This is a genomic window from Gordonia sp. WA4-43, assembly GCF_020520305.1.
GTDB lineage: Bacteria > Actinomycetota > Actinomycetes > Mycobacteriales > Mycobacteriaceae > Gordonia > Gordonia hongkongensis.
In genome coordinates this window covers 3,043,285-3,055,918 of the sequence record NZ_CP084736.1, presented here as the reverse complement: position 1 = coordinate 3,055,918, position 12,634 = coordinate 3,043,285, and the positions used below count along the sequence as shown (strand labels likewise).

Sequence of the window (12,634 nt, the reverse complement as noted above, 5' to 3'; positions counted from 1 at the left end):
GATGACCGGTTTCGCGCAGCTCGACCCGGCGATCCAGCATCACATTGTCAATTCCCTCGGTTGGCCCGGGTTGCGTCCGCTGCAGGAGGAGTCGATCCCGGGCATCGTCGATGGTGACGACGCACTCCTGCTTGCTCCAACGGCCGGAGGCAAGACCGAGGCCGCGATGTTCCCGGTGCTCACCCGTATGCAGGCGCAACGTTGGGTCGGGACCTCGGTTCTGTACGTGTGCCCGCTCAAGGCGCTGCTGAACAATCTGGGGCCGCGCCTAAATGACTACGCCGCCTGGGTGGGACGGAGTGCTGCGGTGTGGCACGGCGATGTCGGTCAAGCCGTTCGTGGACGCATCAAGCGCGACCGGCCCGACATCTTGCTCACCACCCCCGAATCCATCGAATCGATGCTCGTGTCGGAAAGCGTTGACGCCCTACAGTTTCTGGGTGGCCTTCAGACCGTCGTAGTTGATGAGGTCCATGCGTTTGCCGGTGATGACCGTGGCTGGCACCTGCTTGCGGTAGTCGCGAGGCTGGAGTTGCTGATCGGGCGGCGACTGCAGCGGATCGGCATGTCGGCGACGGTCGGCAACCCTGACGAGCTGCTGGAGTGGTTGCGCGGGGGAGCCGTCGCCGGCGGGCGAGTGGTGTCGCCGATGGCCGAGATCGCCACGGTCCCACAGATCACGGTCGACGCGGTCGGCAGTGTGGAGAACGCTGCCACGGTGATCGCCGCGCTGCACCACGGCGAGAAGCGACTGGTGTTCGTTGATTCCCGCCGGCTGGCCGAAGAGCTCGGCACAATCCTGCGTAATCGTGGGATCGAGACGTTCATCTCCCATTCGTCGCTGTCGGCGGCACAGCGTCGGGAATCGGAGGCCGCATTCGCCGAGGCACGCGATTGCGTCATCGTCGCGACCTCAACCCTCGAACTCGGCATCGATGTCGGCGACCTCGACCGGGTCATCCAGATCAACGCGCCGCGGACCGTCTCGTCGTTTCTGCAGCGACTCGGGCGTACCGGCCGACGACCGGGAACCACCCGCAACTGCCTGTTCCTCGCGCTCGACGACGCCGCCCTCGCCCAGATTCTCGGCATGTTGCACTGTTGGGACTCGGGGTGGGTGGAGCCGGTGGTAGCAACCCCGGAACCGAGACACATCGCGGCACAGCAGATCCTGGCATCGGCATTGCAGACCAGGCGGCTTCCGCTTGTCGGTTGGGAAAAGCAGTGGGGTTCATTGCCGTTGTTCGGCGACGACGGACAGGAGATCCTCGATCACCTCCTCGACAACGGCTTCCTCGACCACGACGCGGGTAGCGCCTTCATCGGTGTGGAAGCAGAGAAACACTTCGGACGGCGGCACTTCATGGAGCTGCTCGCCGTGTTCACCGCAGCACCCGAGTTTCGAGTGTTCCAAGGCCGTAACGACATCGGCATGGTTGACGTCGGAATGCTGACCGCGGAGGTCGAGGACGTCCGGGTGTTGCTGCTGGGGGGCCGTTCGTGGCTGGTCACCCACATCGACTGGAAGCGGCGCCAGGTGTACGTCGAAGCCACCGACATCCATGGAATGGCGCGTTGGCAGTCGATCCCGGATGGCTTGTCGTTCGAGATCACCCGAGGGGTCCGCAACGTCTTGCTCGGAGACACGCCGACCGGTGTGACGCTGTCACGTCGCGCCGTCGAGGCACTCGACGGCTACCGCGCACAGCGGTCCGGAGACGTCCACGAAGGGTCACTCGTCGTCGAACGCGATGCGCGGGGTGACTGGCGTTGGTGGACGTGGGCAGGCGTCAAGGCCAATCGCACGCTAGCCGCCTGGGCCCGTGACCTCGTGCCTACACGCCAACGCATCGGCGCGGAATCGATTCGCCTGCATCCGGATCTGAGCGTCGATGACATCAAGCGAAAACTCGCCGTTGTGCGTACCGGCTCCGACAGGCCCACACCCGCTGTCGATCGTGGCGCGATCAGTGGGCTGAAATTCTCCGCAGCACTTCCGGAGGACTTGGCTCGTCGCACGCTCGCGGTGCGGATGATGGACGCCGAACATGCAGGAGCTGTGCTCGATGAGTCAGTCCGGTTCCGAGTCGCGGGCGAGGCCAAGCTGTGATGCCGGTAGTGTCATCGCGTAGTACGCTGCCCACTCGGTCTAGCCTCGGGCTACCGACTGCCCGACCATGGCCACCGCGTCGCGCTTCACCTCGGCTGCGTGCCGCTTCGATCCTGACTTTGCCGCAGGTTTCATTCTCCCTTGAGACGAACCGTCCGGAAGCACCGTGACGGATCATCGCCTACTTCAGTAGTTTCTGTGGCAATGCTCTGTAATTCACGACGACCAGTTCCTTGTTTGGCCGGGTAAGCGCTGTGTAGAGCGGACCATGCCGTCCCGAGTCATTCGGGAATGCTGCGGGCTCAACCACGACAACGCCGTCGAACTCCAAACCGCGAGCCGAGTCATGGTGCAGGACCGCGAGACGCCCACCTGCTTTTCCCCAGCTGGGTGGGACGGCGTATGGGTCTTTGAACCAGGAGTTGGCTCGAAGGTAGTCCTCAATGAGGCGACCAATGGCACCCGTGGTAATGATGGCTACCGTGCCCCTTGGGTACTTCGCCATCAGCCGCTCTGCCTGTGTCACGGCCGCGCCGCCGAGCTCTGTCACCTCTTGTGCTCTATGGACTATCGGATCGGGTCCGTCAACCTGAAGTGCAGTTACATTCTGTTGCTCGCGTGGAAGTAACAGGCCGGCGAACTCAACAATTGGTCTCGTTGAACGGTAACCGCTTTGCAGATTTTCGATCGGAACGTCGAATCGTGGTTCGATGATGTTGAGGACTTCCTCCCATGTACGGCAGGTGTATTGGGAGCGACGCTGGTTTAGATCCCCGATGATAGTCCACGCACCTGCCCGGTTGATTCGCCGTAGGAGGGCCCACTCGAGTGCCGTAAGATCCTGTGCCTCATCAACGATGATGTGTTCGATGTTTCTGACCTGTACAGGCGGGTCGGCCAACCAGCCGATGTATGCCATGAGGGGCTGGAGCGACTTGCGTTGTCGCGCCGTGTACCACTGTGGCAACCTCGCCAGGTAGTTTCTCCACTCTGGAGTTGGGACGGCGCTGCCCAGCTTCACCCTCCCCGTGCGTAGACGTTCGTAGATGGCGGCAGGGCTGTTCGGAGATCCGGGTCTTTTCTGCTTCGTGGGCACCCGAGAAGTTCGTGGTTTGGAGCTAAAGATCACGCTGTCGACAAACGCAGCTAGGTGTAGATCGACATCCTTTCCCTCGTTTGAAGGGTTGCCCTTGGGCTTCATGACTTTCGTGATGCTGCACATCAGATCGGGGAGAGACGTGACGATGACGCGATTGATCTGATCGCCGGCGAGTTGCTTGACCGCACCTCGAACGTGGGACGCGTAGTGCGTCGTCGGGCCGATGAGCAGGACATCGCCATCGAGCGTGTTATGCGCTTCGGCGTTGAGCATGTATGCGGCGCGGTGGGCGGCGACGATGGTTTTCCCCGTGCCCGGGGCACCCTGGATCACCATGCTGTCCATCGCCGGTCGCGAGATCAGTTCGTACTGGTCATGTTGTAGCGTCTGAAGGACAGATCCGAGGCTCTTCTTGCGAGGCGCATCGAGTTCCCTGCGAAGAAACGACTCAGCCCGCAGCTGGTTGGGGCGTGCCACGTCGTCGTCGCGCGGAGATGACGATGCCGATGGTTTCGGGTTCGGTGTAGTCCCAGACCGGGGTCGGGCACGGTGAGACGGCGCGGTGGGGACCAATAGCTTCTTCTGGTGCTTCGAAAATCCCTGAAAGGCATCATCTTCGACGCTCTCGTCAACGAAGTCCTCAATCTGGCTGTCCTTTGACCGGAAAGTCCTTATACCGGCCACCTCACCGTGCCAGCTGTGTGGCCCCTTTGCGTCAAAGAAGGTTGCCGCAACCTCAGCGGCCCAACTGAACACCTCGATACCATCGAAATGGGCGTGGCATTCGCCAATGTAGTACTCGGAAATGTTTCCCAGCTCGGGATCGGGATGTGCTAAGGCGACTCGACCCACCAGCTCACCGACGCGATGACTGCGGCGACTCGGCTTGTTCGTCCCTGTCCATGCGTTGTTACGTGGACCCTCGTGACCTTGAATGGACCTGTCCTGCTGCCGAAGGCGTGCAAGATAGTCCCTCTGAACCGTACGTTCGTCTTCGATCTCGAGGTCCTTGGGTGTGAGTTTCACGGCGCCACCTTGGTGTGCCTGATTGTCACGACACACGCCGCCAGGGGTTCCAGCGCAATGTCGGGAGGCGTAACGGAAGAGAGTTCGTCCATCAGCGCTGTGAAATTCGATTCCGCGCGACGAAGCTGGCTTTCGAAGAGCGCGATGACGCGGTCTGCTCGTCGGCGCGATCGCGCGGTATCGATGCGACGCTGGATCGTCTCGACGCGCCGTTGATACTGGCCTTCGATCGTGACCAGACGGGCCTTTTGCTTCGCATCGAATCCACTTTTCCGAATGTTACGCTGCTCAATTTGATGCTTGTCAAGATTGCGTGACGCTCGCTCGACGAGAACGTCGATCATGTCGATTGTGGGGCATGGCGTATCACGAAGTTCCCCTTCTGCGAGTGCAGCGAGCAGGGCGTGCACCGGTCCATCTCCGGCGGGTCGGCCCCCGACCGTGACTGCCGAACCCCATATCTCGTTTCCACCCCCCGACGAGCTGGTCGCTTTGGCGAGCAGGACGACGAACACGCCGGCAGCTTCGGATACTGTGTCGATGACTACCGAAGCAAAGCGTGCTTGCCGATGCCCCGGTACTGATGCCGCCGCGATTGATAGGGGGTGGGTGGCGGTCAAAAGAGATCCCCCACGTGTGCGTGCCAACTCCTGATCCAGCACGAGAGGGATGGGTGCCTCGTGTCGAAGCTCAGCGATGACGCGCGTGGCCTGGCTCGTGATACGACCTGAATCACGGCAGGAATCACCAACTCGTCTGGCCATGTCAGGATTTCCGCGGAACTGAGCTCTGCGCCCGTCGCCGATCAGGGAAAGGCCCTCCGCGTGATCAGTTTTCGCCCAGTCGTCGATGAGTAGCGCGAGTTCGCGCTGTCCGACATATCGACCGGTCCGTACCAGGTCGTCTTCCAATCCGGCCACGTCGACATCATCGGAGATGAGCAGATCGCCGGAGGAATCGGCAACCTCGGCAAGGCCGCGGCGTTGCTCCTCGATCGCACCAAGAGCGTCGTACAGTTTCTGGTCGCGTTCCTCCATCGTCAGTGTGAAGTCAAATCCGGCCTTCAACGCGTTGGAGGCGTTCTCCGCAAGGATCGGTTCAAGCGGACCGATCGCATCCTCAAAGATGGTGATCCGGTCCAACAATCGACGCAGTATGCGTCCATCGATCGTATCGTCGTTGTAGAAGTTGACAACGAGGATCTTCTCCTCGTTCTGGCCGATCCGGTCGATTCGGCCAATTCGCTGCTCGATCTCCATCGGATTCCATGGAAGATCATAGTTAATTACTGCAGAACAGAATTCGAAGTCGAGACCCTCGCTTGCGACTCGGTTCGCCAGCACCAGGTCGTAGGCGCCCGCGCGAAAGTCAGCCATTACATCGAGACGTGCTGCGGGGTCGACAGCACCATGGAGGGCAGCCACTCGATATCGATTCGCCAGGCGTGCCTGCAGGTAGCTAAGCGCCTTGCGCGAGTGGGTGAAGAGCAAAGACTGACGATCTTGTTTATGCAGGCTCTCCAATGTTGTGAGGAGGTCGTCGAACTTGCTGTCATGGTTTGCAGATAGTGCCTTTGCGGCCGCGACGAGCTCGCTGTCTGGTGCCAAAGTCGGCGCCGTCGATGTGCCCGACCCATCTGCGGTGGTCTCGGTGAAGGACTCAGGGTCGAGCACCGCCTGACGTGCCATTGGCAGGCACGCGCTAGCTAACCGGAGCGGCATCTGCATTGCGAAGTGCAGCGCGCTGTTGGCCTCCTTGGCACGATCATCACACCAGTCGAGATACTTGCTGTAGAAATGCTTCTCGGCAGGCGACCAGTGGACCTCTTTGCGGATCTCGGTCCGACGTGCTTTGCGGTCATCGACGTCGATCTTCTTGGTCCGGGTGATGACGGTGGACATCGTGTTGAGTGAGGCCAGCAACGCCCGTGCCTCAACCACATCCGGTGGTGCAAGGGTGTCTTTGTCGAGAAGCGTAAGAACCTGGGCGTAGTTCGGATGGGTCACCAGCGCCGCACCCTGCGGTGTATCGCCCAGACTTCTCAGTTTCCGGGCGAGTTCTCGTCCGTTGACACCCTTGCGTCTCGAGTCCGCCATCACTTTGTTGAGAATGCGGTTCGGCTCCAGACGCGAGAGCAAGTCATCCAGGTCACCGACATCCTCAGGCGCGAGAAGCTCCAACAGAGAGAGAAGGTCACCCTCCTTCAAATTAATCGGGGTAGCGGTGAGGAAAACCATGTTGTCGGCCCAGTCCGACAGTTCGCTTCCCAGTGCAAAGTTCTTGGTGTCCTGATTCCGCATACTATGCGCTTCGTCGACGATCACCAAATCGAAACTAGGTGGAAAATCGCGAAGGTCATTAAGCCCGTCCCACGTTCTAAATGTTTCAAGACTCACTATGTAACACGCACGGCGAGGGAGCTGATTGTCATGGTGACGGCGTGCGAACTCCGCCAATCCCTTAACATCGAGCCGCGTCAGCTCGAAATCGAATCGCTCACGCATCTCTCCCATCCATTTCTCGACCAGACTGGCCGGCGTCACAATAAGGACTCGGTCGGCGTCGCCACGCGCATCGAATTCGGTCCAGAGCAACCCCGCCTCGATGGTCTTTCCGAGGCCAACCTCGTCGGCAATCAGGATGCGCGCTTTTCCTGTCTCCAGCATCTTCAGGATCGGCTTAAATTGGTAGGGACGAAAGGTGGTGCGCGTTGACCGAAACGAGAAGAGAGTGTTTCGGAAGCCGCCCTCAAGTTTTGCCCGCGTCAGTGTCGCACTGAATCGGTCGGCGGGCGAAGGCTGCTGAAGCACCCAACGAGTGGGGTCGTCGTCGACGGGGCGCGGCCGCAAGCTGGACTCGGCGAATCGCTGTCGCTTGCTGCCAACCGAGATCGTGTACATCCACTCGCCCGCGTGGTCGCGTCCGATGACGCGTCCGTCCTGATCGAACGCGACAACCACAACTTCCTCGTCAACCTCGAACATCGGTGCCGATATTGGAGACGCGTCATCCCAGTAGTGTTCGGCCCACTGCCATGCAGACATCAGTGGATCTTCGTCTCCGAGCTCGTTCAGCGGCACCACTGATGACGTTCCCGGAAGCTCACCACCCGATACGACCATCAGCAGAGACCCGCCGCCCTCCAGGCCCTCGAACCAGTAGAGCCCCTGCGGCAACTCCGTTCGAGAATCCGCGACTCGACGAACGTCTCGAACCCCGTCATATAAATCAGCCACCACACCGTCGACGACGACCACCCTCAAGCGCGACGGATTGCGCGCGAGCACCAGCGCCTGACGATCATTGCTGGGCAAGTACCCGAACACGGGCTGGTCAGAACCAGTCCACGAAACCGAGGTGTCTACCACGAAACGATGCCCCTTCGCTGTACGCAGGTCTGTCCCTGAACAAATGTGCGCAAAACGGAGACCTTGCGCATACAGAAATATTGCAGAACCCACTGACAGTTTTGCCCGATATCGTAGAGCCTTCGGGGAAGAATTCGGGCACGGACTCACATCCTGCGACCTGCACAGTCGTCGGCACGCCGAGTATGACGATTCCACTGCATCCGCAGTCAGGTCGCGAGGTTCCACGACAGCAAGTTCCGTGCCATCTGTCACGGACAGACAGATGACTGGGACCACCAAGAGTCGCCACCACCGAGCCGATACAAGATCGAGCGGTGCCAGGTTCGAGCATCACCGTTCGTTTGCGAACTCAAACGTGCGTGTTCTCCATCCACATCGAAAGGACTCGCCCGCGAGTGCCCCGGCCCTGGAAGTCTGGGGAGATGGTGACGAGCAGAGCTGAGTGAGGTTCTTCCCTGGTATTAGGTGCCCAGGTTGCGGAGTCTCAGCATAGATCGCTTTGGCTGTCTCAACGTGAGCGTTTCCGCAGGGCGCAGTCTCACATACGCCGATAGCGGCACGCCGTACCATCAACCGCGACGAGGCCATCCCACTGACGAGTGCGAAGCGACCCATGAACCGCCCCGGGTTTGTCGGAGGCTCTCGAATCTGTGAAGGATGGGGAGCATGGCAGCACCACGGAAGTACAGCGTTGAGCTGAAGGAGCGGGCGACGCGGATGGCGGTGGAGGCCCGTAAGGACCCGGCCACGAGGCCTGGAGCGCTTAAACGGATCGGCGATCAACTCGGTGTGCATCCTGAGGCGCTTCGCACCTGGGTCAAGCAGGCCGAGATCGATGGCGGCGTTCGCCCGGGTATCACGACCAGCGAGGCTGAGCGGATCGCGCAGCTGGAGCGGGAGAACCGGGAGTTGCGGCGGGCGAACACGATCTTGAAGCAGGCGTCGGCTTTCTTTGCGGCGGAGATCGACCGCCCACAGCGTTGATCGTGGAGTTCGTCGCCGCTTTTCGGGGCGAACACGGAGTCGATCCGATCTGCGCGGCCCTGCGCGACACGGCCGCCCAGATCGCTCCGTCCACAGTCCGAGCCCATCTGAGCTCTCGACGAGTCGAGGCGCCACGGGTGGTCCGTGACCGCGAGATCCTCGGTGAGATCCGCACCGTGCATGCCGACAATCTCGGCGTCTACGGTGCCCGCAAAGTCCACGCCGAACTACGCAGAAAGGGTATCGGCGTGGCCCGGTGCACCGTCGAGCGGTTGATGAAAGCTGATGGGCTGCAGGGGATAACGAGATCCAAGACGCGGAAGACCACGCACAGCGAGGGGGCCGAAACTCCGCAGCCGGCCGATCGTGTCGAACGGCAGTTCACCGCCGCGGCGCCCAACGCGCTGTGGGTGGCGGACCTGACCTACATCCGCACACACTCGGGGTGGGTGTATGCCGCGTTCATCCTCGACGTCTTCTCAAGGATGGTCGTGGGCTGGCAGGTCTCGACCACCATGCACACCGACCTCGCGCTCGACGCGTTGGATATGGGGTTGTGGGCGCGGTCGCGTGCCGGCCAGGGCGTGGCCGGGCTGATTCACCACTCCGACCGCGGAGTGCAGTATCGAGCCATCCGCTACACCGAACGTCTCGCCGAAGCAGACGCAGTGACTTCTGTTGGCTCCAAGGGTGATTCGTACGACAATGCGATGGCCGAGGCGTTCAACTCGTTGTTCAAGGCCGAGTGTATCCGTAACCCAGTCATGCGCCCTCGCGGTGGCTGGGGCGGTGTCGGCGAGGTCGAGATCGCCGTCGCCGAGTACATCGACTGGTTCAACCACCGCCGCCTGCACGGCGAGATCGGGCACGTCCCACCCGTCGAGTACGAGACCACCTACTGGTCGACCCACACAGTCACCAGCTACCGTGAGAACCCGGTCCCGGCAGTCGCTGGAACCAAGTAAACGAGCCCCCAGCAAACCCGGGGCGATTCACCAGTTGATTCGGCGCAGTCGACTCGAGTTCGCAGAGGCGGACGCAGGCACTGATGTCGGCAGCCAGGTTCGATTGACTGAACAGGAAGCGCTGGCCAATGTGCGCGCGGTCCTGGAGCTTGTGCGCGTCGAGGCAACTCAGGTGCAGTGCGAAGGCCGCGCCCATCGGCGACAACGGTGAAGACTGTCGCCGGCCTCCTCGACAACGGTGACTATGGCGTTGATGCTCGCCGCTTTCGCCACCCAGACCGCCGACCACACCTGGAACGTGTCGCCGGCCAGCCTGACCGCAGCCGTCGGAGCAAGGCGCGACCTCACCGAGTTCACCGACTTCCTACATCGTCGCGCCGAACACGAACTGCCTTCGGCGCTCATCACTCTGATAGAGGATGTCCGCCGGCGGGGAGCACAACTCGTCGACCGCGGATATCTTCGCGTGATCGAGTGTGCCGATCCGGCCACAGCGATGCTCATCGCCCATGACCGCAGGCTCCGCCCGCTGTGCCATCTGCTCGGAGACCGATTCTTGGCTGTCCAACCCGAGCATGAGTCGAAGTTCCGGAATGCTCTGCTCAAGCTCGGGTTCGGCTTACCCGCGGAGTGATGGCGGCAGTCCGAGGGCGCTCGCGACCTGTCCGCGCCGTGCCCGACAATAGTTAGGTGATCGAAAGAGTTTTGCCGGTGAGACCGGACGGCGAGGCATGCCGATGACCTCGTCGTCCGGCTCGCGGCAGGCGATGACCATCTGGGTCGTCGGGGTCGCGGTCTACTTCGTTGCGGTGCTGCAGCGCTCCTCATTGGCCGTTGCCGGCCTGCTGGCTGCCGAGCGCTTCGAGATCAGCGCGTCGCAGTTGTCGACCTTCGTCGTGCTCCAGCTGCTGGTGTACGCGCTGATGCAGGTGCCGGTCGGGCTCGTCGTCGACCGGTTCGGTCCGCGTCGGGTACTTCTCAGCGGAACGCTGATCCTCACGCTTGCCCAGATCAGCTTCGCGTTCGCGGACAACTACACGTGGGCGCTGTCGTCGCGGTTCTTCGTCGGGGTGGGCGACGCCATGACCTTCGTGTGTGTCCTGCGACTGGTGACGAGCTGGTTCCCGGCGCGGCGGATCCCGCTGATCACGCAGCTCACCGGCGTGCTCGGCCAACTCGGCGCGGTCACGGCCGCCATACCGATGACCTGGGCACTGTCCACCTTCGGATGGAGTCGCGCGTACCTGGCCACCGCTGGGATCGGCGCCGTTCTGCTCGTGGTCGCACTGGTCGTCGTGCGCGATTCCGCGGCGGTCCGGTCGGTGTCGGGACCGATGCTCGGGTTGGCCGGAATCCGGCGAAACCTTCGCGAGTCGTGGGATCACCCCGGCACCCGGCTGGGTTTCTGGATGCACTTCTCGACCCACTTCAGCGCCACCGTCCTGGGCCTGTTGTGGGGCTACCCCTTCTTCGTCGAGGGCGAGGGGATGAGCGCCGGTGCGGCGGGCCTGCTCCTGACGATCATGGTGTTCGCCATCATGGCGTTCGGCCCGATCTTCGCGTGGCTGATCACCCGGTGGCCGTGGCACAGATCGACGCTGGTGTTGGCGGTGCTCGCCGGAATCGCGGCCACCTGGACGGTGGTACTGGCGTGGCCCGGCGGCGCGCCGTTCGCGCTCCTCGTGCTCTTGGTGGTGGTCTGTGGAATGGGCGGTCCGGCGTCGATGATCGGTTTCGATGTCGGCCGCACCTCCAATCCGGCATCGCGGGCGGGCACGGCCACCGGGATCATCAACCAGGCGGGGTTCATTGCCAGCTTGATCCTCGCGGGGCTCATCGGTCTCATCCTCGACTGGCGAACCCCGGATGGGGTCCAGGGATATCCGCCGGAGGCGTTCACCTGGGCGATGTCGGCGCAGTTCATGCTCTGGGGGCTGGGCGCCGTCCAGATCTACCGCTATCGCCGCAAGGGGCGTGCGCGTCTGTTGCGTGAGGAGCCGGAACGGTGGTCGCGCTAGTTCCGTCCGCCTCAGACCGCCCAGCGCCCCGCCAGCTCGTCCAACCATCCCGGCACCGCATCGGAATCCGCGGGCGGTGACTCCACCAGCACCAGTTCGTCGACGCCGAGAGCGTCGAGACCGGCGCGGTCAGCGGGAACCGGATTCCGCAGCGCGACCGCGATATCGAGATCGGAACGGTCCCGTCCGCTCTCCTGGCAGAACCGGTCGATCGTGCGGATCCGATCAGCCACCGCGTCGACGTCGTCGAGGTTGAATCCGTACCAGCCATCACCCCAGCCGACCACCCGGCGCAACGCCTGATCACTGTTGCCGCCCACGACGAGCGGAATCCGGCCCGCCGCCGGTTTCGGATTGACCCGGATGCTCTCGAAGGCAGCGAATTCCGAGCGATGTGTAACGATCTCGTCCCGCCAGAGCGCGCGCATCGCCTCGACGTAGGCATCGGTCCGGGCACCTCGTCGGGCGAACGGCACCCCCAGTGCGTCGAATTCCTCACGGGACCAACCGATCCCCACGCCAAGGGTCAGTCGTCCCCCGCTGAGAAGGTCGAGCGACGCGGCCTGTTTGGCCATGATGATCGGGTTGTGTTCGGGGAGCAGCAGCACCCCGGTGGCGAGCCGGATCGTGGTGGTGGCCGCGGCGGCGAAGGAGAGGGCGATCGTCGGGTCGAGCCAGTCCGCTTCGGCGGGAACCGCGATCTTCTTGTCGGGGGTGTACGGGTACGGCGACGCCGGGTCGTCGACCATCACAACATGCTCGCCGCACCACAGTGTGCGGAAACCACGTGCCTCGGCTTCGCGGGCCACGGCGTCGATGATGTCGCGGCGTGCCCCGGTCCCGATGCCCAGAGCGTGTAGTCCGAGTCGCATGGTGTTCCGAATCTGTCGGGACGAGTCGTGGGAAGCGGCTGGTCAGAATCGTATGTCAACGCCGCGCGGAGCATCCGCACTTCTGGCCTGCCGCTCGATTCGCCTTGTCGGGCGGGCGTCCGATGCGCGATGGCATCGAAACCTACGTCATTGCGCAGACGACTGCGGCCGGCCGGATCGCCATGCTTG

At 62.5% G+C, this 12,634-nt stretch carries 6 protein-coding genes, 1 pseudogene and 1 other annotated feature; of the genes and pseudogenes, 4 read left to right on the top strand and 3 right to left on the bottom strand.

Annotated elements, in window-relative coordinates; genetic code table 11:
- The first annotated feature begins 1 nt into the window (after position 1).
- Entirely contained in the window at positions 2-2,110 is a 2,109-nt protein-coding gene (locus tag LEL84_RS13645; RefSeq protein WP_226511907.1) for a DEAD/DEAH box helicase, read from the top strand.
- Between the two features lie 181 nt (positions 2,111-2,291).
- Here LEL84_RS13645 and LEL84_RS13640 read toward each other — a convergent pair whose 3' ends face one another.
- Entirely contained in the window at positions 2,292-4,235 is a 1,944-nt protein-coding gene (locus tag LEL84_RS13640) for an AAA family ATPase (protein ID WP_226511906.1), read from the bottom strand.
- On the bottom strand, positions 4,232-7,561 hold the full coding sequence (locus LEL84_RS13635) for a DEAD/DEAH box helicase (RefSeq protein ID WP_226511905.1): 3,330 nt from the start codon (positions 7,559-7,561) through the stop codon (positions 4,232-4,234). The genes LEL84_RS13640 and LEL84_RS13635 overlap by 4 nt, the downstream gene beginning before the upstream one ends.
- A gap of 711 nt (positions 7,562-8,272) precedes the next feature.
- On the opposite strand from LEL84_RS13635, the pseudogene LEL84_RS13630 reads away from it, so the two are divergent.
- The 3 genes and pseudogenes from LEL84_RS13630 (at position 8,273) to LEL84_RS13620 (ending at position 11,573) form a co-directional block, all read left to right on the top strand.
- Positions 8,273-9,555: pseudogene (locus LEL84_RS13630) on the top strand (IS3 family transposase).
- Positions 8,551-8,679: a sequence feature (AL1L pseudoknot), on the top strand. (Overlaps the previous pseudogene by 129 nt.)
- 253 nt (positions 9,556-9,808) lie before the next feature.
- Positions 9,809-10,189 (top strand): helicase-associated domain-containing protein, encoded by a 381-nt coding sequence (locus LEL84_RS13625; protein ID WP_264186649.1) that lies wholly within the window; start codon positions 9,809-9,811, stop codon positions 10,187-10,189.
- Positions 10,190-10,292: 103 nt separating this feature from the next.
- The gene (locus tag LEL84_RS13620) at positions 10,293-11,573 is read left to right on the top strand and encodes an MFS transporter (protein ID WP_226511903.1); all 1,281 of its coding nucleotides are present in this window, start codon (positions 10,293-10,295) and stop codon (positions 11,571-11,573) included.
- Positions 11,574-11,584: 11 nt separating this feature from the next.
- Here the strand turns inward: LEL84_RS13620 and LEL84_RS13615 are convergent, their stop codons facing one another.
- Positions 11,585-12,445, bottom strand: a complete 861-nt coding sequence (locus LEL84_RS13615; protein ID WP_226511902.1) for an LLM class F420-dependent oxidoreductase — start codon at positions 12,443-12,445, stop codon at positions 11,585-11,587.
- Between the last annotated feature and the right edge of the window lie 189 nt (positions 12,446-12,634).